Annotated in this window: 15 protein-coding genes and 2 tRNA genes; 8 read left to right on the top strand and 9 right to left on the bottom strand. The window is 42.9% G+C overall.

What is annotated here, in order from left to right:
- Window positions 1-48 precede the first annotated feature (48 nt).
- The 3 genes from GWR21_RS31995 to GWR21_RS12745 all read right to left on the bottom strand — a co-directional run bounded on the left by GWR21_RS31995 (window position 49) and on the right by GWR21_RS12745 (window position 2,435).
- Window positions 49-1,140: a ferredoxin gene (locus GWR21_RS31995; RefSeq protein WP_317165845.1), complete on the bottom strand. Its 1,092-nt coding sequence runs from the start codon at window positions 1,138-1,140 to the stop codon at window positions 49-51.
- 695 nt (window positions 1,141-1,835) lie between these two features.
- Window positions 1,836-1,920 (bottom strand) — tRNA-Ser (locus tag GWR21_RS12750).
- Between the two features lie 441 nt (window positions 1,921-2,361).
- Window positions 2,362-2,435 (bottom strand) — tRNA-Asp (locus GWR21_RS12745).
- A 258-nt stretch (window positions 2,436-2,693) separates the two neighbouring features.
- On the opposite strand from GWR21_RS12745, the gene GWR21_RS12740 reads away from it, so the two are divergent.
- On the top strand, window positions 2,694-3,266 hold the full coding sequence (locus GWR21_RS12740) for an LOG family protein (protein WP_162332120.1): 573 nt from the start codon (window positions 2,694-2,696) through the stop codon (window positions 3,264-3,266).
- A 426-nt stretch (window positions 3,267-3,692) separates the two neighbouring features.
- Window positions 3,693-5,060: a BamA/TamA family outer membrane protein gene (locus GWR21_RS12735; protein ID WP_162332119.1), complete on the top strand. Its 1,368-nt coding sequence runs from the start codon at window positions 3,693-3,695 to the stop codon at window positions 5,058-5,060.
- Between the two features lie 160 nt (window positions 5,061-5,220).
- Here the strand turns inward: GWR21_RS12735 and GWR21_RS12730 are convergent, their stop codons facing one another.
- Window positions 5,221-8,199, bottom strand: coding sequence for a gliding motility-associated C-terminal domain-containing protein (locus GWR21_RS12730; protein WP_162332118.1), 2,979 nt, complete (start codon window positions 8,197-8,199; stop codon window positions 5,221-5,223).
- Between the two features lie 307 nt (window positions 8,200-8,506).
- On the opposite strand from GWR21_RS12730, the gene GWR21_RS12725 reads away from it, so the two are divergent.
- Window positions 8,507-9,739 (top strand): hypothetical protein, encoded by a 1,233-nt coding sequence (locus GWR21_RS12725; protein WP_162332117.1) that lies wholly within the window; start codon window positions 8,507-8,509, stop codon window positions 9,737-9,739.
- Between the two features lie 20 nt (window positions 9,740-9,759).
- Window positions 9,760-10,560, top strand: a complete 801-nt coding sequence (locus tag GWR21_RS12720; RefSeq protein ID WP_162332116.1) for an alpha-ketoglutarate-dependent dioxygenase AlkB — start codon at window positions 9,760-9,762, stop codon at window positions 10,558-10,560.
- Between the two features lie 235 nt (window positions 10,561-10,795).
- Here the strand turns inward: GWR21_RS12720 and GWR21_RS12715 are convergent, their stop codons facing one another.
- The 3 genes from GWR21_RS12715 to GWR21_RS12705 all read right to left on the bottom strand — a co-directional run bounded on the left by GWR21_RS12715 (window position 10,796) and on the right by GWR21_RS12705 (window position 16,262).
- Window positions 10,796-13,039 (bottom strand): sensor histidine kinase, encoded by a 2,244-nt coding sequence (locus GWR21_RS12715; RefSeq protein ID WP_162332115.1) that lies wholly within the window; start codon window positions 13,037-13,039, stop codon window positions 10,796-10,798.
- Window positions 13,040-13,160: 121 nt separating this feature from the next.
- The gene (locus GWR21_RS12710) at window positions 13,161-14,057 is read right to left on the bottom strand and encodes a LysR family transcriptional regulator (RefSeq protein WP_162332114.1); all 897 of its coding nucleotides are present in this window, start codon (window positions 14,055-14,057) and stop codon (window positions 13,161-13,163) included.
- 243 nt (window positions 14,058-14,300) lie between these two features.
- Window positions 14,301-16,262, bottom strand: coding sequence for a sigma 54-interacting response regulator (locus tag GWR21_RS12705; protein ID WP_238430338.1), 1,962 nt, complete (start codon window positions 16,260-16,262; stop codon window positions 14,301-14,303).
- Between the two features lie 763 nt (window positions 16,263-17,025).
- On the opposite strand from GWR21_RS12705, the gene GWR21_RS12700 reads away from it, so the two are divergent.
- Together GWR21_RS12700 and GWR21_RS12695 are read left to right on the top strand one after the other, a co-directional pair.
- The gene (locus GWR21_RS12700) at window positions 17,026-17,643 is read left to right on the top strand and encodes a pyridoxamine 5'-phosphate oxidase family protein (RefSeq protein WP_162332113.1); all 618 of its coding nucleotides are present in this window, start codon (window positions 17,026-17,028) and stop codon (window positions 17,641-17,643) included.
- An 85-nt stretch (window positions 17,644-17,728) separates the two neighbouring features.
- Window positions 17,729-18,172: a DMT family transporter gene (locus GWR21_RS12695; RefSeq protein WP_162332112.1), complete on the top strand. Its 444-nt coding sequence runs from the start codon at window positions 17,729-17,731 to the stop codon at window positions 18,170-18,172.
- A gap of 176 nt (window positions 18,173-18,348) precedes the next feature.
- Here the strand turns inward: GWR21_RS12695 and GWR21_RS12690 are convergent, their stop codons facing one another.
- Both GWR21_RS12690 and GWR21_RS12685 read right to left on the bottom strand, forming a co-directional pair.
- On the bottom strand, window positions 18,349-19,401 hold the full coding sequence (locus tag GWR21_RS12690) for a proline iminopeptidase-family hydrolase (protein WP_162332111.1): 1,053 nt from the start codon (window positions 19,399-19,401) through the stop codon (window positions 18,349-18,351).
- A 119-nt stretch (window positions 19,402-19,520) separates the two neighbouring features.
- Window positions 19,521-20,171, bottom strand: coding sequence for a Crp/Fnr family transcriptional regulator (locus GWR21_RS12685; RefSeq protein WP_162332110.1), 651 nt, complete (start codon window positions 20,169-20,171; stop codon window positions 19,521-19,523).
- A gap of 326 nt (window positions 20,172-20,497) precedes the next feature.
- Here GWR21_RS12685 and GWR21_RS12680 point away from each other — a divergent pair, with 326 nt between their 5' ends.
- Window positions 20,498-21,355 (top strand): alpha/beta fold hydrolase, encoded by an 858-nt coding sequence (locus GWR21_RS12680; RefSeq protein WP_162332109.1) that lies wholly within the window; start codon window positions 20,498-20,500, stop codon window positions 21,353-21,355.
- A gap of 11 nt (window positions 21,356-21,366) precedes the next feature.
- Window positions 21,367-22,245, top strand: a complete 879-nt coding sequence (locus GWR21_RS12675; protein ID WP_162332108.1) for an alpha/beta fold hydrolase — start codon at window positions 21,367-21,369, stop codon at window positions 22,243-22,245.
- The last annotated feature ends 744 nt before the right edge of the window (window positions 22,246-22,989 follow it).

Here is a 22,989-nt window from a genome sequence, read left to right as displayed (position 1 = left end):
AAGAGATATATGCTTTTCATTTGTTTAAAATTAAAGTAGTGATAGGGGTTATTTATTCGAACGTTTTTTTCTGGCTGTAAGTTTCTCCTCAACATGTGTTTCAAGGGTACAGTCACTTGTTGGATAGGCAGCACATAATAAAACAAATCCTTTTGATAGCTGGTCGTCAGAAAGGAATGATCCGTCAGACTGCTCAACGCTTCCAGACTCGAGTTTGGCTACACAGGAGGAGCATGCGCCTGCCCTGCAGCTATAAGGTAAATCTAGCCCATTTTCTTCTGCCACATCAAGAATATACATATCACCAGGGCACAGTATGTCAAACTTCCCCTCCGGTGTTAACAATGAAACTTTATATTTCGGATTTGATGGAATTGGAGGTACTTCATCTTCAGCATCATCGCAGGCTCCTCCTGTAGGAATATTATTAATAACTGACGAAGGCATCTTCCAGATTTGTGTTTGCCAGTGGCCCCATACAACAGCATTATTATCCATAACAACAACGCTTACACCATATCTGACACTTTCATAAATATGCAGCTGCGAAGGCCCTTCGTATTGTGCAAGACTTTTATGCGCAATTTGTGCAAGTGGATTACCTCTAATGGTATACTCAACAGAATGACCACCACGTGCAAACTGATTAGTAGCTGTACAAAATTTAAATTTTATTACGCGGGTAGCGTATGCCGTAATATTTGTTATCCATTCTTCGCTTGAAACCTGGTCAGTAAGCCAATATCCTTCGAATGTTCTGCTATTCAGAAAATCAGTGTGGATCTTTTTAGGCTTCAGCTTACTGATGATCGGTGTTTTTCTATTGATCAATCCAGGATAAGTAGCATAGGGATCGTTTAAAGGTACGTCCCAGTTTGTAGTGTCAGGTAAGGATGTTTTTTTAAAATCGTTTTGTAATTTTTGAAAATACACTTCAGCATCTGCAAGCGATCTGAAATTTTCTCCATTGAAATCTGCATCATTCCTGCCTTTGAAGGAAATCTCCAATCCATATTTTGCAGCTAATTTTTCAATGGACTGTTTATCTGCTGCCTGGTCGGTTTTCTTACAGGACGAAATAGTAAAAAACAAAGTAAAAATAAAGCTACCCAGTCCAAGTAAGCTGAGTTTTTGGTACATATAGTTTGCGGGTTTATGTGTCAGATGTCATAGCATGATACAGTACAGGCATTGCTGTGTAGTATGCATAGGTATTTAAAATAAATAATGGCTATTCTTTAGTCGGATAAATACTAAAGAACAAGCATTCTTTAAACAATTAACGTTTTTAAGATGGTTACGTTAAATTTTACGGAAATACAGATACACTGTTTTAGATAGACAATTTTTGTTTGTGAACAGCATGCGTTGATCTTCATGAATGGTTAAATATTTATGTGAATAAATGTATGAAACGGGGTGGGTATATGGGTTAAGGGTGTACGAAACGCCTAGTGGGTTTATGTTCTTTGTTCTTTGTATAAGTCTACAGCAATATACATGTATATTTTTAAATGAAAAAACTTTACCATGACAATCTTAGCTTTGTAGCTATGATAAAAGCAGATTTTTACCAGTAGCCTATTGGCTGGACTGGCCGCATTGATGGCACGGAAGAAGAGTTGTTACGCTGGGACCAGGGTAATCTGTTAACCGCTTCTTTACCTGTTTTAAAAGCTGGGCAGCGAGGCATCGTTTTCCTGGGTTTTGCATGAATAGGTTAGTGACATCATTAGAATGAGGAAATCATTTTCCGGCTTCGTGCAACGTATTGGGCAATCCAACCCAAAACGAAAAAGGGACCGATCATCTCTACGATAATCAGTCCCTTTTAGCGGAGAAAGAGGGATTCGAACCCCCGGACCTTTGACAGTCAACGGTTTTCAAGACCGCCGCATTCGACCGCTCTGCCATTTCTCCGGGTGCAAAATAAAAGAAGTGGATGCTAATCACCAAATGTTTTTATGAAATATGTAATAATTTTTATTGATCGTGTGTAAAACAGCAATATTTGACAAAGTCAATCCTATAGATACTTAGCACGTTTTTATCGGCTGTAAGTCTTTGTGGCAAAGGGATTGATAAGATAGAGAAAGACAGCATCCTGTCAATGGACCGCTACTGAAAAATTTATTTATCTCTCCATGGAGAATAGCTGATTTTTATTCGAAATCTTCTCTTTTTCGCGCTATTCACAGGTATTACATATATACAGGCGTATCGTTGTGCATTCAACTACGACGTTTCAATCGTACTAAACAAGATGAAGACAAAGTGTAGGGTGGTAAACGCAAATACAACAGCAGATATGCTGTAAATGAAAAAAGAGCAGCCATTAACGTTAATGACTACTCTTTTTTGCGGACCAGACGGGACTCGAACCCGCGACCTCCGCCGTGACAGGGCGGCATTCTAACCAACTGAACTACTGATCCTTTTTCGTTCGTTCGGGGTGCAAATATTGGAATATTATTTAAATCAACAAAATATTTTTTTAGTTTTTTTGGAAAATCAGATTGTTGCCCTGATTTCAGTATCGTATCTCTAACGCTAACTATATCCCTGGATTGTTTACTGGTAAGCGCTTCGGGGTGAATGTAGTATTTCCTCAAATGCTACATTCACCCTGGATATTTTTGTAAGGATAGGACATTTGTCCCTTTTGCAGATGGATTAATCCCGACCTTTGGTGTATGAAAAGTATAGCTATTTTTTGCGGTTCCAACTTTGGGAACGACCCGGTGTATACAGCAAGTACGAAAGAACTCGCCCGTTGCATTGTGAAAAACGATATGCGCCTGGTATATGGCGGCGCTGCTGTCGGACTAATGGGAGTAGTGGCGGACGAGGTCTTGGCATTGGGAGGTCAGGTTATAGGTGTATTACCGGAAAAACTGCGCGACAGGGAAGTCGGACATAAGAACCTCACGGAATTACACATTGTATCCACCATGCATGAGCGCAAGGCAATGATGGCAAATTTATCAGACTATTTCGTTGCCATTCCTGGTGGTATAGGTACATTGGAAGAGATTATCGAGGTCTTTACCTGGGCACAGCTTGGACTACACGCTAAACCATGCGGTATTCTCAATATCAACGGTTTTTATGACAAACTGTATGAACTGTTACTGTCAATGAGCGAGGCAGGTTTCCTGTCTGAAAAACAGTTTAAATCCCTGATATTCGATAATGATCCGGGTCGGCTGTTGGACACCCTTATGCATCAGAAAGTCGAATATCATTCCAAATGGGTGAACAGGTAGTAAGGTCTGGTGTACCTTTAGTTTAGTATTAATGAGGTAAGCTTTCACCTCATTAATACTAAACCGAGAACCGATAAGTACCCGGCTCAGTCACTGGCTGCGAAATGCAGCACTTGTTTTTGCCGGCTGGATTGCGTATTTGCAGCAGGTCTTTTCTCAGCTTTTCTGTTTAGATTCGTAATGTTACCGTGAGAGATCAGCACAACTGTTACTGCATAATGGGCCCTTATGCAGTATAACATCTTACTGGGTACGCTATCACCATACACCGCTATCCGCCGTAATACCCCGATGAAAACATCCGGATGCTAGCTGACAAATGAATGAAAACAATCTCCCTGACCTGGCACTGTCGTCATAGATGTGTCTGCTATGTATTCAACTTGGTGTAAAATTTGTAACCTGATCTCATGATCAAAGGCTCAAATGAATAAACCATATCAGGTATTGTTACCTCTCGTAAAAGTAAAGGAAAAGGAGTGTAGTCCATTTCGTTCATTACAGGTACTGTTATGTGCCCTGTTGGTGTGCTTTTGCAGCCATCTGTATGGACAGACGCCCGCTCCCGCGGATACCCTGAAAACTGATTCTTCTGCTGTAGACAGAATGAGGGCTGAACAGGAAGCCCGGGAGTTTGATGCCCAATATGACCTGGGTGATCTGATAAGGACGATCTTACGCAGAAAGACCGACCTCTCAGGGAAAACCCGTTCCGGGGTCATTGTTATACCTAATGTGGCCGCTAATCCAAGTATAGGCTCCCAGATAGGGATTAAGGCTGTAGCAGGTAAAAAGTTTGGTAAAGACCCTAATACGCTGCTGTCAGTAGGTGCCACTTCCGCTTCCATTACGACTAAGGGGATCATTTACTTTTACATCAGTCATAATATCTACACCTCTGGTAACAAATGGAATTTCCAGGGTAGCCTGGTAGCGGCTAAAACCGTTACACCCGACTATGGACTTGGAATTGGAATCCCCTCCACCGCGAGTGAGACTGAACACGTACTCAATAATCCCGACCGTAAACCAAGAGGACTTCATGCCCAGTTTTACAACTTCAGGGAAAAGGTGTACAAGGAGGTAAAGAAAAATCTGTTCCTGGGAGGCGGGGTGTCTTTTGACATCCGGAGGAAGATAGATGAGAAAGATACGACCAATAGTCGGACACCCTATAATATCTATAGCGACAGACATGGTTTTAAGCGCGATCATTACATGGCCAACGGATTGCTCTTCAACGTACAGTATACCACCCGTGACAACCAGAATCGGGCTTATAAGGGCATGTACGTGGATGCGGGCTTCCGGGCTAATCAGACATGGCTCGGAAGTACCCGGAATTCGTTGCAGTTCTCCACTGATTTCAGGAAATATATCAGTTTGTCAAAACGCCGTCCAGAACATGTACTGGCATTCTGGAACTGGAACTCGTTTCTGCTGGCAGGAAATGTACCCTACCTGGAATTACCCGGTACAGGAAAAGATGCTGGCTTCCGTAGCGGAAGAGGATATACCGTGGGATATTTTAAAGGCACACAGTACAGCTATGCCGAAGTGGAATACCGCTTCCCTATACTGCGGAACAATTTTCTCAGTGGGGTGATGTTCTTCCATTTGCAAACCACCAATGATGAATCAGGCACGCGAATATTTCAGGTGATGCAGCCTGGTGGTGGCGGAGGATTACGCATTTTATTCAATAAAGTGACCCGCACCAATCTGTGTCTCGACTACGCCTTTGGTAAGTTTGGTGCGAAAGGGTTCTTTCTCGGTCTGAATGAGGCATTCTGATCGTTGCCGTTCGCATTATTTCAGCACACCTTCCTCTTAGGTGACTGTATGGCCTGGTCCGTCCGTAAATGGGATGTTTAAAGCGTACTGCAGAGATATTCACTTTTTATCTGCACATTTTTGCGTAAGCGATATTGTTATATTACCCTTGCAGCTACTGCTATTTCACTAAAGTGACAAATCCTTTCTGTAGCATCGGTGCAGGATATTCATAACTCTTGTATTCCAATACCCACGTATAGGCGCCGGTTTCTGCCGGCCTGCCGTCATGTAGTATACCATTCCATCCTTCTCCGGGTCTGCGTGAGAGATAGATCAGCTGTCCCCAGCGGTTATATATCCGGAATTCGTAGCTGGCGGTCACACAGTGGATAACAGGCTTGAAAATATCATGAAGCCCGTCGCCGTTGGGAGAGAAAGCTGTGGGAATAAAAATGTCACAGCCACAATTCATCCATTGCACATTGATCTCTGCCTGTGTGGAACATCCCCAGTTATCCTGTACAACAAGTTTATATACACCTTCCTGCTCAGCGATGTACTTACTTTCAGCTACAAAAGGCCCGTCCTGCCAGCTGAAGAGTGTTGCATCACCACTAAACACAGGTTGCAGGTATAACGGGGTACCCCGGCAAACGGTTGTATCATGGACAAGCGAAACATAGGGTGCATCTTTGATGATAACGGGTTTTGGAGCAGGAAGTGTAACAGATCCACAGGTGCCACTGACAGTATAATTGATCGTATAAGTACCAATGGTATTCCATATTGCCTGTTGCCGGTCTGGTGGTCCGGTCAGGATGGGATTACCAGTGATATTCCAGGCAATAGTGCCTCCTGTGTAACCCGTGACCGTCATTTCCAATGGTGTACCTACGCAAACCTGTTCCGGAGCAGAAAGCATACCTGGCGTAGGTACATTTTGAATAGTGATATCTTTTGTAACATGTTGATCCAGTATACATTGTCCGGTGGACTGTAGTGTCAGTTGCTGATCGCCCGGCGTTTGCCAGATAATGATAGGTGTTTTTGTATCCGCCTGGCTGATGACACCATTGCCACTGGCAGTCCATTGCCATGTGCCTGGTTGCCAGGAGCCATCTGACTGTACCTGTACTGGTTGTCCGACACAAGCCTGTGAGGTAGTAAAAGTGAATCCGATAGTTTCATAGGGTAAGACAGTGACAGTTGTTTTCAGGGTAGCAGAGCAACCTTCCGTGGTCCTGATCTTCAATGTGTACTCACCGGCATCTGACATAGCAGCTGTATTGGTAACGAGCAGCGTGACGCCGGAAGTCTGGTCGCCATTAGGATACGTCCAGCGTGCTTCCTGCAGATTATTATAAGGTGTTACCGAGAGGTTTATTGGTTCGCCGACACAGGCCGTGAAGGGTGGTGTTAACTGGAATGCCGCAACGTCCTGTACTGTAAATAGCATTACCATAGAGGCTAATGTCTTCGGACAGGTAATATTTGGATCTTCCGTGATCAGGATACGATATTCTCCGGCATCTGCCAGTTGTAATCGTGCGATAGTATAAGAAATGTCGTTAGCCCCGGGAATGTTCACCCATGGTGCGTTTGCAGCAGTTCTTTTCTGCCACTGGAAAGAGGGCTGGCGTAACCTGAGCATGGCGGTATCTACCTGGAAAACAGCTTCCGAGTTAATGCAACCTGTGAAGGGGCCATTATAATCACCATTGAGACTGACTACAGGTGTCGGCTGACAGGTGCTGAATACGATATCGTCTATGGCGAGATCATTACCACAACCGCCTGGTGCATCATCCAGTAGTACGATCTGTATCGTGCTGACATTATCAGGTAAGGTAAATATCATTCCGTACTCTTTCCATGTACCCGCAGGATTGTCATCAGCAGGAATATATCTTTCGGCCACCTGTCCAAGTATATTGCCATTTTCGTCTTCAATGTGGAAGCGGATGCGTGCAGGAATACTTACTACATCCTGGCCGCAGTTCATACCAGTAGAAATGACAGAACTGGCGCTCACAGAAATGGCGTATTGATGTCCGCCACACAGGTCCGTGATCTTTTTACGGTAAAACTCTCCTGGTTTGTAGGCGGCGTTGATCACCATCATACGGCCGTTGGGATTACCGGTATGATCAGCCATACTTTTCCAGGTAGCATTACCCTGCGCCAGGCGGGGATCACTCACAATAGTATAGCGGCCTTCTGAAAGTGGAGCGGTGGTAGAGAATGTATAGCCCGCAGCACTGAGGTTGGGAAGGGCTGTGCCGAATCCGCTACCTGCGCCAAAAGTCTCCCGGAATATCTCCTGGCTTTCAGATGTACAGAGCCCGCGTTTTAGGCGGCATGCCATATCATTATCATCAGTAAAACCATTGTGGTCATCATCGATACCATTTCCACAGATCTCAATGTCTTTGTCATTAACCCCTTCACGAAGTAGTGCCAGACCATTGACGTCCATAATATTGCCTTTCGGAGGTTTAGCGATGATATAGGCAGTCGCATCTTCCGTATCGATGAGGGCTAGCTCTTTTCTCGTTGTGATGGCGTAACAGATGCCGTTTTCATTCGCCCCGATACCATATACATCGCCATCGAGTAACATTGTTCCTGCAACCCGCTCCGACACAATACTGTTACCGCCAGGGCCCAGGGTCAACTCGATCAGCACATTGTTCATGGCAGCCATATAAAGTTTACCCTCTGAGAAACATAAGTCACCGGCAGGAAAGGTGGACATGTTACCCACAAAAGACATTGTCGCATTTTTCATGTCTATTTTGAAAAGGGTAGCTGTACCGGCAACGTACAGATTACCATCCCGGTCGCTGACCATGGCATTGGCCCCATAAAAAGTAGGAGCATTACTCATGTCTACAGGGATCAGGGTGTAGGTGTTTGCTACCGGGTCGATTTCATATAAGGCATCGTAATAGCCATAGATCTTACCAGCAGGGGTGATGGCAATATCTCCGAACGGTACAGCGTTACAGACAAATTTGTATGTATAGTCGGCAAGATCAATGTAGCCGATCTCTGAGCCGTTAACAACATATATTTTATCCTGGGAGTAAACACTGCAATGCATCAATATCATAAAGAGCGTTGTCAGCACAATGTTACGCCGATTAAAAGCTGGCATAGATACAGGTTAGGGTTCTAAGGTATGTAAAAGTGCTGATATTCAGCAGGGAGGGCCATCAGGTCAGGCGCAGAAAAAAGTAGTCAAGAACGTTCCCATGTTAAAGTTAGTTGTGTTGACGGTGATAATATATAAGGTCAATCCATTATTTAACGGATAGTTACCAAAAAAAAAATTACCACTGGCACTTTTTGGATGTTTTTTAGGTGGAAACTATCAACGTTTCAGTGCATGCAGGCGGAAGTTCAGGGTTAAAATGCTAATTTTAATTGCCCAATACTTCATAAGCCTATTAACTATGAAAACTATGAATACACCTCCAACCGAGAACAGGATCGCCAGAGACAGGAATGTTCTTGTTGTTTTACTGGAATATAGCATGATGAATGCAGAAATGCGCGATTTGACCAGCCGGTTTTGCGGAACGGTTGTAAAGAGCTTTGCTGATATGCCGACGCTGGCAGCAAAGAATAGGATCTATGTATTTGGCGATATCGGTCAGGTAGAAGACATATCTTATCCTATCTACGTCATAAAAGAACTCTCTGCTAATTATAGGAATAGTGATCAAAATAACGTCCATATCATAACACTGGGTGAAGTACCGGTTATTGTCAGTAATGCGGGTGTATATTTCAGGAAGTTATTTACTGATGATGACTACTTCGGCCGGATTAAATCAGAGCATGCATTTCAGGAACTGACTGAATCCAATAAACCTTCAAAGGCTTTCAGGAAAGGAATATATCTGACAAATGTGACAAAGGAGGAAAACGAATCAGGAAACGAAGTGCTGCACTATCGTCTTTTAAGATGTTCCAGTAATCTCACCGGGCCAACAGATAATTTTCGAAGCACCGATCGTAAAATTATAGCTGTGCTGAATGATGCTGTCAGCTATGTTTTCGAATACAAAACGGAGCTGAATCATGTATTGGCACAGATATATGAAAACAAAGCGAGGACAGAAGGAGTGGACAAGGAGGTGAAATCAAGAATTAAAGCGCATTCTGATAAGACGAAGGATATGCCGCAGGAAGGATTGATTGTCTTTTGTACGTTTTATGATAATGCTGATGTGGAACATTTGAAACCATCCGCGACAGACCGCTATGACAGGTGTTATAAAGAGGTGAGTGGCTTGACGAGGCTGTATTTTAAGTTGAAAAGTACGGTGACTGACACGACATTGGAAAAGGAGTTCAGTGTTACATTGTATCCTAATTCCGTGTTTATGATACCGTTGTCTACCAACAGATTATATACACACGAGATCAGGCCGTCCATGCTGAACGCAGATAAAATGCCTACCAGAATGGGATATGTAGTACGTTGCTCTAATCTGGAGGCAAAGTATGTGAATAACCAGGCGTATATCAAAGATAACGGCAGATTTATTGAACTGGAGAGTATGACAGCGGAAACAGAAGAAGAACTGAGAAGTTCTTACAGAGAAGAGAATCAGTCAGAGCAGGTGATCAAATATGGTAAAACTCACTTCAGTATGAATGCAGGTGACTATGAGAAACCGATATTTTAATTTAAACCTCCGCAAAGGAAATGACGAATAATACTGCATTTTATAAAGTCACGCCTGATCTGCCGGAAGATTTATTCAGTCAGTTGTCAGCGTTGACAACGTTTGAGCCAGTTGCGAAAGGCCGGTTAGGTAACCATCTGATAAAGGTGGATGATAAGGGGGTTCCGATAGTCAGGACTACCACTAAATACAATATACCTGCGCAGCCATTTGCAGCGCTTCATGATAGGATCATTGCCTGTATCAATGAGTGTATAAAAGAAGATGCTGGCGTTGATATACCTGCACAGCCTTTCAATAATGCGTTGATAGAGGTGTACGATGCGACGTATGTTAAAATGAATTATCATTCAGATCAGGCTTTGGATTTAGCAGAGGATTCATATATCGGTGTTTTCTCCTGTTATGAACATCCGGAAGTACTTTCCCCCAAACATATCAGAAAGCTGAAGATAAGAGATAAGGTAAGTAATGAGGAGTCTGAGATGGCCTTAACACACCATTCAGTTGTGCTGTTTTCTATGGCTACCAATACAAAGTTCCAGCATAAGATAATATTGGAGCCTGCACCGGGTTCAAAGATGTTGGTGCCGGATAATAAATGGTTGGGGATCACCTTCCGGGTATCAAAGACTTATATTCAGTTTATTGGGGAGGAGCCCTGTTTTTCCAATGGGATGCGGTTGGAATTGGCGAATGAGGAACAGGAGACAGATTTTTATAAACTGAGAGGACAGGAGAACAGGAGTACGGATTTTACGTATCCGGAGCTAACTTACACTTTGAATGCGGCGGATATGATGATACCAGGCGGAAGTTGAGGTAGGAAATTACACCCTAAGGGTAAGAATATTACAGTGCAGGAAATGATTAATGCTTCTTTTTTGAATGAAGAATTAACGCTGGATCACCAGGATCTATGGAATAGGAAGCAAGAGATCTTTGAATAAGCGTACACTCGTTTCCTACCTGGCCTGCTTTTCTAAAAATGCATGGGTGAATAACTCCTGAAACGGATGAACAGCTCATAATTTGATTAAGGACAATCTCCTGCAATTACGCACTGAGCGCATCTGATGTTGTAATACGATGTATCTCAGATTCGGGTGAACTCTTTGGCAGGAAGACGATTTCAACAAAGGTTCCTTCATCTGACACAATAGTAGCTTCTCCCTTTATATTTTCTGCCAATCCTTTTACCAGTTTCAGCCCTATTCCAAAGTTACCACCACCTGCATTGGGAAAACCGATGCCATTGTCTTTGATGATGAGACTGGCGAGATCGTCCCTGATAGTCAGTGTAACCAGGATTTCCGGATAGGAGATCGTATCATCAAAGGCATACTTGAACGAATTGGTGATGACTTCATTTATCATTAGTCCGATGGGAACACCCTGTGAGACATCAAGATCAATAGGCGCAATATCCAGGGATACAGACACGAACTGACTGGTACCAAGTGCATCCTGCAGGTGCTGTACAAGTTCGGTGATGTACATTTTCATGTTCACTGAAGATACGTTCTCATTCCTGTACAGTTTTTGGTACAGCAGGGAGGTAGCATATATACGATTCTGGCTGGTCTGCAATGCAAAATGAGCATCACCGGAGAGAGTGTCAGCTTGTAATTCCAGCAGACTGATGATAGTTTGTAAATTATTCTTAACGCGATGGTTTACCTCCTGCAACAGCCATTCTTTTTCTGTAACGAGGTGTTCCAGATGGTTGTTTTTGATGGCCATTGCCTTATTATTACGCTGTTTGAGCTGGTACTGCCGATAGAGCAGTCCGATAACGGCCAGTGCCAGCACAATGCCAAGCATCGTAATGTTGCGGATGAGGTGCGCTTGTCGCAGGTTGGTGGCCTGCAGGTTGGTCTTTTGAGTAAGCAAAGAAATAGAATCTATTTTCTTATAGGTTTCATATTCTACTTCCAATTGTTGAAACTGACGTGTTTTGACAGCATTGTGCAGTAAATCGTCCTGGGTTTTATACATCAGTAAATTGTAGAACGCAGCCCTGTGATTTCCTTCAGCAGAATCCACCTTATAACTGATCTCATATCTTGACACCCATTCAGGTGAAGTGGAAAGCAGTGACACTGTCATACATTTATCCAGGTAAAGGCGGGCTTTGGCAATATCATGTCCATGCAAATGATATCTGGCCAAAGCTATACAAACACGGTTGGTCCATTCTGCAGCCAGTGTATTCCTGTCAACCAGGTTTTCCAGCATGTCAGCATATTTATAGGCTTTTTTATATTGTTTCAAATCCCGGTAGGCTTCCATATACAGCATTCCTGTGATGGCCTTTACCCTGCTATTGGATGAGTCGAGTAAGTTACGCGGAAATGAATCCAATACTTTGAGTGCTTTACGGGACTGGTTCAGATCCAGATAGGTACTACCCAGTACATATGCCAATGACACTGCATTCAGGGCATCTTTATGCCGTAGGGCTATTGTGAGCCCTTCATGATAATAAGCAATGCTTATTTCTCTCCTCCCGGCATTTTTGTACAGCGACCCAAGCAGATTATTAATGGTGGCCATTTGCATGCTGGAGTCGTTGGTCAGCTTCGCTGCTTTCAGTGCGAGTAATGCATATTCGAATGCACTTTTGTAATCCCCCTGATTATTACAGTTTCTGCCAAGCAGTTCATATATGTCCTGCATTTTCCTATGCCCAATGGCTTCGTATACGTTCACAGCCTGCAGCAGATACTGGTTTGATAGGGCATACTCTTCCTGTATGCTATGGAGGTCTCCCAGTGTGGTGAGTGCCCATCCTTCCAGCATCTTGTCTCCTGCGAGGTGAAAGGCTTTTACGGCAAGTGCTGTAATACGGATACGTTTGCTGCGTTGAACCGCATCTGCATAATCGTAAAAGGCCTGCAGCTCGAAATAGGCCATGCCAAGCAGACGTTGACTATTGCTTTTTTCAAGTAGGGGAATGGATTTTAATACGGCCACTTCGCCTTCTTTTCTTTTTCCCAGTTCCGTGAGCAGAAACCCTCGCATAAGCAGGATGTAGCCTGCCAGTTCTGTCGACTGTACTATTTTGTTTAACCGGTCGGCTTCGGTTAGGCATACATCAGCACTGTCGATGTTTACCGCCAGTTCTCCTTTTTTCCAGATATGGTACTCCGCCAGATGTATGAGTGTTTTTACTTTTGTATGGTTGTCGTGGGTATTTGTTAACTCATACCTGAGCGAATCGGCCTGGTGTGGGCTGAATTCCTGGGCTGCCGACGGAAGGACTGCGAAGATCATGAGAAGCGATAGGAGGAAGCGCATGGTTAGGCAGTTTAGATATGCAATGTACAAATGCTAATAGAACAATGTGAAAAAAACAGCCTTCGTGTAAATAAGCACAGTCTCATAAGGAGATAGCGATCAGTTTCCTCGGGGGATCATTCTAAAACCAGTTCATCGTCAGCAGCTGTTCAAGTTGCCGGATCTCATTGGAATAGGCTGTTTTTTTGCGCTTACCGAAATGCAGGGTATTTTCCACATGCGGACTTCCTTCCCAGGCAAGTTTAACCGATTTAAGCGCAAGCTCTTTTTTAGCAAGGAAATCCGGTATCACAGCAAATCCTTTTCCTTTACTCAGGCAACGCAAAATGGAAGAGAAATAGGGAACGACGTAGTTGGGCTTAAGGTCTGGCAGGCAATCAAAATTTGCCATCCAGAAATGCTGCAGATACTCCATGTCAGCTGCTGTTGTGTACCAGATCTGTTCTTTCAGCCATTCTCTGATGGCTGGTCTTTCATTCGTTAATACCAGGCTATCAAATTGTTTAGTATCGGTGTCATTGCCACAGATCAGTATGATACGTTCTGTTGTGAAAGGAGTGTATTCGAGGTTCGTCTGACTTCCCTTCATCGGGGTTAATATCAGATCCAGCTTACCGGTGTCCAGCTCTTGCAGTATCTGACGATAATCGCCAAACCGCAGGACAAGATTGAAAGGTAATTGTGCCAGGTGTTCTTCAAGGGTGTATTTAAAGACCTCAAAGCCCATACCTACACTGATAGTTGGCTTCTCCACCCTGGAATTCCTATGAAACGATTCTTCTGCCTCCTGCAGTTTATTAATAGGGTCTAGTATACAATTATACAGCATGATGCCCCTTTCTGTAGGCACCATTTTTTTGGTAACGCGTTCAAACAGACGATACCCGGTATAAGCTTCCAGTGAGTTGAGATGAACGCTTACGCCAGGCTGGGAAATAAATAATGCCTGCGCAGCAGTAGATAGGTTGCCCGTCTCATAGATCGCTTTAAATGTTCTAAACCACTCCAGATTTAACATGGCTTAAGGATTGGATTTTTTAATAGGCTGTGTCAGAATTGACATATATGCCATTTGAATGCCATTTGCCAGTAAATGATATAGGAATAAAATTGGAATACGCAATATGCTGAAAAACAAGCTTGCAATTCAGATTTGGCTATTGATAGAGATAGGCTAATCACGCGGTGCTCCGAAAATATCGGGGGCACTAACGTCTGCCTCCAATATTTTCGGAGGAGTACTACCGGTTCACCTGTATAGTCAGAGATCCTCCCGCCTGATTTTCAGTTTGATCATTTTTGATTCCAGGGTAGTCGGCTTGATATTCATAAGGTGTGCTGCACCATTTGTACCACGGATGCGGCCTTCTGTCTGTTTCAGTATGGAAATGATATATTCCCGCTCTGTTTCCGCCTGGGCGGTTTTAACATCTTCCAATGTTTTAATCACCTTGGGCGCCGATGTTGCTGGTTGTCCTCCCAGCTTTCGTTTCAGCGCTAATTTTGACTTGCCATCATTGAGGATGGCAGACTGTTCTATCACATTCTCCAATTCCCGTATATTTCCCGGCCAATCATAGCCCATCATATCTTCCATCATGGAGGGTAGAATGCCATGGAATGGCTTATTGAATTCCTGGCAGAACTTTTCTGCAAAATAAACGGCCAGTTCTTTGATGTCACTTTTACGTTCGCGCAATGATGGTAATGTAATAGGGAAAACATTCAGGCGATAATACAGGTCAAGCCGGAATTTACCATCTGCGACCTCTTTCTCCAGGTTGCGGTTCGTCGCAGCTACTACGCGAACATTCACTTTTATCAGTGAATTGCCGCCAATACATTGAATTTCCTTCTCCTGTAAAAAACGCAGGATCTTTACCTGCATATCTGGCGACAGCTCTCCGACTTCGTCCAGGAAAATTGTACCACCCTCAGCCTGTTCGAATTTACCTTTTCTTCTTTCCGTAGCACCGGTAAACGCGCCTTTTTCGTGACCGAATAATTCTGACTCTATTAACGTAGGTGGTATAGCTGCACAGTTTACAGTGACATAGGGTGCCTTCTTTCTTGGAGACAATAAATGAATGGCCCTGGCCAGTTTTTCTTTCCCCGTTCCACTTTCTCCAAGAATTAGAACGGATGTATTGTAAAATGCAACCTGTGCAGCAAGATCCAGTGCTCCCAACAGGAGATGGTGGTTGCCAATGATGCTCCGGAATTCGGGGTAATTCACCGTACCGTCCTGCGTGCCTCTTTCCGGATTGATCTGACCAGGTCTTGAAATGGCAGGATCGTCCCCATAGATCATCTTTTCAGCTACAGCCGCCAGGCTTAATCTTAAATGATCCAGTAAGGCAACGTGATTACTGTTGTACATATTCCTCTGACGACTGTAGAAAAAGTAATGAAATGATAATCCATTGCTCAGTAAGACAGGAAATACCAGATACGATTGTATATTAAAAGTTTCAATCAGTGTTTTCTGAAGTGAAGGTACATTCGGTTTTTCGCTGGTAGCACCATTGTTATAAATGATCGTGTTGATATCCACATGGCTATTTGCAAGGATTACAGATAATGCTGTTTTTTTCAGATTAGTGATTGTCAGTAATGCTTTTTCACCTATAAACTGGTATTCATTGAATCCGACGCGCAAATAACCTTCGTCGTTGAACTGCCCGGTATTTAGTGGCCTTAGTCCAGCGGTGATAAGATCGAATGGTATGCAGGACTGCATTATCTCGGCAATCTGCAATAGTTTTTGCCGGCTGTCTGAATGTGCGTTGCTTATTTCGGTTAATTGTCTTTGCAGAAGTATTTCCCGTTCCGTCCTTGTTTCCAGGCTTTGGGCATGGCGCGACCAGGCAATATCCAGCATAATCAGTAAGTCTTTCTTCCTGAATGGCTTCACTAAAAAACCATCGGGATAGGTCAACTTGGCCTCTTCAAGTATTTTTTGGTTTGAATTGGCTGATAAATAAACAAAGGAAATGTGCTGAGATTTTAATTTCCGGGCAATATCGATACCAGAACGTTCTCCCTGCAAACGAATATCGAGTAATACAATGTCTGGCCGGTCTCTTTGTAAATTCTCTTCTGCTTCTTCAGCAGAGGTAGCTATACCACTTACTTCATAGCCTGATCTTTGCAATACCTGCCGCAGATTACTGGCTACAATGAATTCATCTTCCACAATCAATACCTTTTTTCTGATGGTCATAGCTACTTGGAAAATTATAATAAATTTAGAAATTATAAAATATATATACCCTGTATATAGAATACTGTGCCGCCTCTTGCGCAGCTTAATCAGGCAGGATACGAGGCGAAACCGGGTTTAATATGCGCTGTTTAAGATCAGGAGAACTCCGCTTTTCATTCTTGAAATAATAAGACCAATCATTACGGTGTTTGTCTCTTCATCGAAATTTAGAGTCAATTTACGGGACAAACTTATTGTATTTCTTACTATATAGCAATGGGAACTGATGAACAGACGGAATATCCTACTCAATATGTACTATTTTTACATTACTTACAGTAACCAGTGTCTACCCCGTAATAGAATTAGTGCAAAGCTTATTCGGAAGGCATTCATGAGTACTGGAAAGGACAAACGCATATTATTTTTTTGATAGGACCGATTAATATAGTGATTTTAATAATCAGATGATTGAACAGAGATTTGGAGTGGAATGAGCACACACTTTTTATCATGCTAAACTAAATCTGTTTTTATGAGTATGGAACACACACACAGATCGGACGGAATAAATCCACAACTTACTACGAGCGAATCACAGGATTCAGATGAATCATCATCCAATAAAGTAGTTATACCAGATGAGTGTGGTGATTCACTGTGGGATGAAGTACTAGCACAACATCCAGACCTGACAACAATCATCAGTACGGCGATAGTTAGGGAATCAGACCAGGACATTTCTGTTTCGGAATCAGGCATAACTAAATCATAAATAGCAATGAACTATGCATCATTGGCATTTACGGATGCCGTCAGAGATATGCAGGAAAAACTGGGTAGCCGTAAAAGTTATGCCCGTTTGGAGGGCAGGAGCTATGTGGATGGTCTTACGGAGAATGAAATAAGTTTTATCTCAGACAGAGATAGCTTTTACATGGCTTCCATTGGGGAGAATGGGTATCCTTATATACAGCATAGAGGTGGTCCCAAGGGATTTATCAAGGTGTTGAATACAAAGCAACTGGGGTTTATTGATTACAAAGGCAACGCCCAGTACATCACTGTAGGTAATATCGCCACTCATAATAACGTAGCGTTGATTATGGTGGATTATCCAACAAGGACGAGATTGAAATTATATGCCAGGGCCCGGATCGTTGAGCTGGGCGATGACGAGGCACTACTTGCAAAACTTGATCTGGAAGGATATGAATTTCGCCCGGAAAGAATGATGCTATTCGATGTAGAAGCCTACGACTGGAACTGCCAACAGCATATTACCCCCCGCTATTCTCTTGACGAGATCAACAAAGCGTTTGCTTCACAGCGTAAGTATATTTCGCAGCTGGAAGCCGAAGTAAAGCAATTGAAAGAGCAGTTAGCGGCTGGCAAATAGGGTAGTAACTGATCATCGCTATCGTGTTAAAAGGAACGCTTCATCTGAATATTACGGTCTATCTCATTAAAAAGTATAAGTTATTATGAAAGTAGCCTGGCTCCTTATGGTCTTTTTGTGTGGCGCTTTATTGCCGCTACAGGGTGGTTTTAATGCAAAACTGGCCAAATCAATGGATAGTCCCATCTATGCGGCAATGATCTGCTTTATCGTAGGTGCAATCGCTATGGCCTTGTACGTTCCCTTTACAAAGGAAACATTCTCCTGGCAACTGTTTAAGGGTAGTACGATCACAGCTGTGTTGGGCGGAGGTTTGATCGGCGCGGTGTTTATTACCATCAGTATGCTGGCACTCCCAAGGTTGGGAATGGCACTTACATTTGGATTGGTAGTGGCCGGACAGGTGATCATTTCGGTATTGCTTGATCATTTTAACATCCTGGTGGCTGAGCCGTCTCCTGTTAATATATGGCGGGGCCTCGGTATATTATTGATAATTGCAGGTGTTGTCATTGTTGAAAAATTCTAGGATAACATCAGCAAATCCGTAACAAAGTGAGATCAATGTAGAAAACCCGGGTATAAGATGCCCGGGAGAAATATAGAACTGCGCACCCTGAATAGGAAGCCTTCACATCAAAGGATTTGAAGGCTTTCGGTTTTTTCGGCAGGACATATCCTGCGATGGCTCATTTGCAACATGGTTTATTCGTGGTTCAGAGACTTGTTATTCACGTCTTTGATGAAATGAATGATCCCGTTCATATAAAATGGTTGCTCATCGTACATACTCAGGTGGCTACCATTGGCGCAATAAAGGAATTGTCCATGAGGCAACTGCTGGCTCATCCATTTAATATGTTCAGGATTCATTTCATCATATCTGGCGCCTATAAACAATGCCGGTATGGTAATTCCTTTCAGTCGGTCGCTGATATCCCAGGTACGTAGACTACCGATGATACCGAATTCACTGGGACCCTGTAATGCCAGGTAATAAGGCATATTTAGTTTGCTAAGCCCCCTGTTGAGAGGTTCCGGCCATTTATCTAATGGCAGGCGACAAATAAACCGGGAATAGAAGTGTTTCATCACAAGTTCTGAATACTTCGGGTTACCATAGTCATTCCTGGCCGACAGTTCATTGATAGTATCCAATGCTGCGGGTGGCAATTGTTTCACCAGTACTTCCTGAATATACTTGTTGAACTCCATTCCGCTTGATACCATATTTGAGATGATCATGCCTTTGAGGTGCTGCTGATATTTTGCCGCATATTCCATCGCCAGTAAGCCTCCCCAGGAATGGCCGAACAGGTAGAAGTCTGAGGCATCCAGCTGTAATGACTGCCGTACCTGTTCTACCTCGTCTACAGCACTTTCGACGTTGAAACGGCAACTATCGCCAGGTTTGTCACTATTGCCGTTGCCCAGCTCATCATAGTAATAGAATTCAATTCCTTCTTTTGGGAAATAGCTTTCGAATGCTTCCAGATAATCGTGAGGAAAGCCGGGGCCGCCGGCCAGTAGCAGCACCTTTATTTTCGGATTATTGCCAATGCGTTTTGTCCACACGTTGAAAACGCCTTTAGGTGTTGTTATGGGGACCATCTTAACACCTCCGGTTTGCACGGTCGTTGTATCTGTTATAAAATAGTCGACCTTATTGCTTTGGGAGTCCGGAGTTGTGCAGTTGGTGAGTAGCATCAGGCCTTGCATCGAAGCGATCAATGCGAACGTTTTCTTTAAATACATCATCTTTTTATTTTAATAAGGACACTAATTATGGCTTTTCATCTTTCTCCAAAAAGAGATGCAAAATTCTGCCATGAAAACCACATGTTGATTAACCTGGGGTAATTAATGTAGTAGGCAGGTTAATTATGTCTGAGCCGTTTTCTGATACGGCTTAATGATTGCGGTGTTACATGCAGGTAGGTGGCGACCAGGTAATTCGAGAACATGTTTAGCAGGTATGATTCATCTGCAAGAAATTTTTTATAACGATCAGGAGCCGACAATGTTAGTAGTACGTTGATTCGGTCATATACCTGTATAAATGCTTTTTCAGTCAGTAAACGCAGCCAATGCTCAACTGCAGGCGATGCCCCTACCAGCTTTTTTAATTCTTCAGAAGAGAACCGGATAGCGGTTACAGGTGATAAAGTGTCGATGGTGAGCGTAGCTGGTTGTTGGGAAACAAAGCTTCTGTAGTCTACAGCGAAAATATTCTTCGCGGTGCTTTCTTCGCTGTTGAAATGAAAGAACCAGGTGATTGTTTTTCCTTTAAAATCGGTGAAGTAGGAGACACATTGTCCCTCAATGATAAAGTAAATGTACTGACATACATTACCTGTTTGTAGCAGGCTTTTCCCTTTTGCGAATTTTACCAGCCTGCAGTTTTCTTCCACCAGCTTTTTGATGGTGTGATCAATTACGATGTCCTGCGACATGAAATCCAGAAAAGGCGTATATGGCGTCGGCTGTTGAGTGTTATTGTCTACAGGAAGAGATGTCTTTTTCTTCATAGTAGTATAATTCTTTTTTACTGCTTTTTTACACAAATGAATATGATTTGAAAGGAAAGTGACAATTAAAATTATAGGAGTTGCTATTACTGCAGTTATTTGTCTGATCACTTACTTCTATTCAAATTTGATTTATTAATCCGATCGCCTTTCAACGTCACATTTTATATCATGAAAGAAGGCGGGTCGTGGTGGCTGTCATTCATACAATCACTTATCTGCTGGATGCAGTCCTGTATATAGGTTACGCTGACAAAGCCTGTTTATGCGCCTGCAGATGGAGATAGCGTTGGACTAAATTATTGATTGATATTTTAAAGTTTTTTATGAAAGAGCAGATATTTTACAGAACGATTGAAATAGATGGACTGGATATTTTTTTTCGTGAATCTGGTACCGCCGGCCGGCCGGTCTTGTTATTGCTACACGGCTTTCCTTCCTCGTCTCACATGTACAGAGATCTTATTGCAGATCTGTCAGATGCATACCATATCGTTGCTCCTGACTATCCGGGATTCGGCCAGAGCAGCGCCCCGGATGTGAATCAGTTTGCTTATACGTTTGATAACCTGTCGGCGATCATCGAACAGTTTATTGATCGTCTGCAGCTCAGGAATATTAATATGTATATCCAGGATTACGGTGGTCCTGTAGGACTAAGGATTGCGAGCCGTCGTCCTGATCTGATCCGCTCACTCATCATACAAAATGCGAACGCATATAATGAAGGACTAGGACAGGCACTGGAGCCATTGCTGACCTATATCCGTAAGCCTGACGCAGAGCACGAACAGGCAGCCCGTTTCTTCCTGACAGCAGAGGCGACGAAGTGGCTATATCTGAACGGCGCCAGTGATATAAGCCGCATAAGTCCCGATAGTTATGTAACTGATCAGTACTACCTGGACAGGGATGGGAGCGATGAGATACAGCTGGCACTTTTCCGGGACTATGGAAGCAATATTGCATCGTATGAGGAATGGCATAAGTATTTTAAAGCGCATCAGCCAGACACACTGGTGTTATGGGGGAAGAATGATAGTTTGTTTATAGCACCTGGTGGAGATGCTTACAAAAAGGATCTGCCCAATGCCGAAATAATTCAAATTGATGGTGGACATTTTTTGCTGGAGGAGCACCATGAATTCGCAGCCGGATTAATCAAACGTTTTATTCAAGAATAAAAAATCACATAATGAGAACTAAGACAACCTATAATTTTATTGACATCAACGGCGTCAATATTTTTTACCGCGAAGCCGGACCTAAGGATGCACCGACCGTTGTTCTCCTGCATGGTTATCCTGCGTCTTCGCATATGTTCAGAAATCTGATCAATGATCTATCAGATAAATATCATCTGATCGCTCCTGATTATCCTGGCTATGGCAGGAGTGAACAACCTCCTATCGCCAGTTTCTCCTATACTTTTGACAATTATGCATTGATCATCGAAGCACTGTTGGAAAAACTGGATATTTCGAAGTATAGTCTGTATGCGATGGATTATGGTGCGCCTGTTTGCTGGAGATTGGCATCTAAGTATCCGCAAAATGTTGAAACGATCATTGTTCAGAATGGATGCGCCTATGAAGAAGGGCTGGAGACATTCTGGGATCCAATCAAGGCCTATTGGAAAGACAGAAATGATAAGGTTGCTGAAGACACATTACGGACTTTTCACAACCCGGAGGGTTTAAGGTGGCAGTATACTCATGGTGTTTCGGATACCTCGGTGGTTAGTCCTGACAACTGGGAAGTTGATTTGCGTCATTTGGAAAGGCCTGAGAACGGGCAGATCCAGCTTGACCTCTTTTATGATTACAGGACCAATCCGCCTAAATATCCTGAGTGGCAGCAATATTTCCGTGACCACAACCCTGAGATGCTGATCGTATATGGAAAGAATGATTACATATTTCCGGTAGGCGGCGCTGAGGCATATAAAAGGGATGTCAAAAATCTGGAATATCATCTGTTTAATGCAGGTCACTTCGCACTTGAAAGTTGCGGAGAAGAGATAGGGGCTGTCATAAGAGATTTTTTAGATCGGAAAGTCAGCCGGAAGAACTAAGATAGGATAAAGCATGTAATGCATATAGCGGCAGTATGCATTGAATGAAAAGGGACAGATCATCACAAGTATGATTTGTCCCTTTTGTGCAGAGAGTAGCGTATGCAAGCTTGGAGCCGTTTGAAGAATTTATCTGCTGGTAAACATTATAGATGACATCAGTAGAAACAGGTGATTAATTGGAACAATTATATCTTTGCCGATATTTATAATTGAAGTCTGTAAAAACATATAATTGTCATGCTGCTATGCTATTAGTTTTACCGGAAGATTGCATCTGAAATACCGGAAAAATCCCCTCCTTTGGAATAATCACAGCTTCATAACTTCGTATGAGATTTCTCATTTAAAGACATGATTTAACTATAGCCGTCATTTGCTATTCATACAATGCTAAAATTTTATGAAATATGAATGTCCGCTATTTGTGAGTTAAGTGTATAAATGCTGTAGTGAAATGACCCCATGACCAGGTGTGAATCGACCGGCTAGTTCTGTAAGAGGAGTAATGAATTGTTTGTAATTGGGACTTTATTTTAATAAATCCAATCTATACTATTATGATAACTTCAAACGATCTGCCATATAAATATTTGCAATTTAAAGGCGGACAATTTTATAGAAGATATAATCAGGCAGTCTTTCCCGCAATATCGGCCTTGACAAAATCTGCTAAACTTATTGCCTTAAGTACTAAATCCCATGGTAGTTATGGCTCACTATTATTGCACCCAAACTGGAAGG

It is taken from the genome of Chitinophaga agri (assembly GCF_010093065.1).
Taxonomy (GTDB): domain Bacteria; phylum Bacteroidota; class Bacteroidia; order Chitinophagales; family Chitinophagaceae; genus Chitinophaga; species Chitinophaga agri.
This window is presented reverse-complemented; position numbering and strand designations above follow the sequence as displayed.

What these genes read in the sequence shown, in the direction of transcription:
- GWR21_RS12735 (WP_162332119.1), top strand. Translation starts at nt 3,693, where the DNA reads ATGAATAAACCATATCAGGTATTGTTACCTCTCGTAAAAGTAAAGGAA.
- GWR21_RS12730 (WP_162332118.1), bottom strand. Translation starts at nt 8,199, where the DNA reads ATGCCAGCTTTTAATCGGCGTAACATTGTGCTGACAACGCTCTTTATG.
- GWR21_RS12690 (WP_162332111.1), bottom strand. Translation starts at nt 19,401, where the DNA reads ATGATGTATTTAAAGAAAACGTTCGCATTGATCGCTTCGATGCAAGGC.
- GWR21_RS12700 (WP_162332113.1), top strand. Translation starts at nt 17,026, where the DNA reads ATGAACTATGCATCATTGGCATTTACGGATGCCGTCAGAGATATGCAG.
- GWR21_RS12705 (WP_238430338.1), bottom strand. Translation starts at nt 16,262, where the DNA reads ATGACCATCAGAAAAAAGGTATTGATTGTGGAAGATGAATTCATTGTA.
- GWR21_RS12740 (WP_162332120.1), top strand. Translation starts at nt 2,694, where the DNA reads ATGAAAAGTATAGCTATTTTTTGCGGTTCCAACTTTGGGAACGACCCG.
- GWR21_RS12695 (WP_162332112.1), top strand. Translation starts at nt 17,729, where the DNA reads ATGAAAGTAGCCTGGCTCCTTATGGTCTTTTTGTGTGGCGCTTTATTG.
- GWR21_RS12710 (WP_162332114.1), bottom strand. Translation starts at nt 14,057, where the DNA reads ATGTTAAATCTGGAGTGGTTTAGAACATTTAAAGCGATCTATGAGACG.
- GWR21_RS12685 (WP_162332110.1), bottom strand. Translation starts at nt 20,171, where the DNA reads ATGAAGAAAAAGACATCTCTTCCTGTAGACAATAACACTCAACAGCCG.
- GWR21_RS12715 (WP_162332115.1), bottom strand. Translation starts at nt 13,039, where the DNA reads ATGCGCTTCCTCCTATCGCTTCTCATGATCTTCGCAGTCCTTCCGTCG.
- GWR21_RS31995 (WP_317165845.1), bottom strand. Translation starts at nt 1,140, where the DNA reads ATGTACCAAAAACTCAGCTTACTTGGACTGGGTAGCTTTATTTTTACT.
- GWR21_RS12725 (WP_162332117.1), top strand. Translation starts at nt 8,507, where the DNA reads ATGAATACACCTCCAACCGAGAACAGGATCGCCAGAGACAGGAATGTT.
- GWR21_RS12720 (WP_162332116.1), top strand. Translation starts at nt 9,760, where the DNA reads ATGACGAATAATACTGCATTTTATAAAGTCACGCCTGATCTGCCGGAA.
- GWR21_RS12680 (WP_162332109.1), top strand. Translation starts at nt 20,498, where the DNA reads ATGAAAGAGCAGATATTTTACAGAACGATTGAAATAGATGGACTGGAT.
- GWR21_RS12675 (WP_162332108.1), top strand. Translation starts at nt 21,367, where the DNA reads ATGAGAACTAAGACAACCTATAATTTTATTGACATCAACGGCGTCAAT.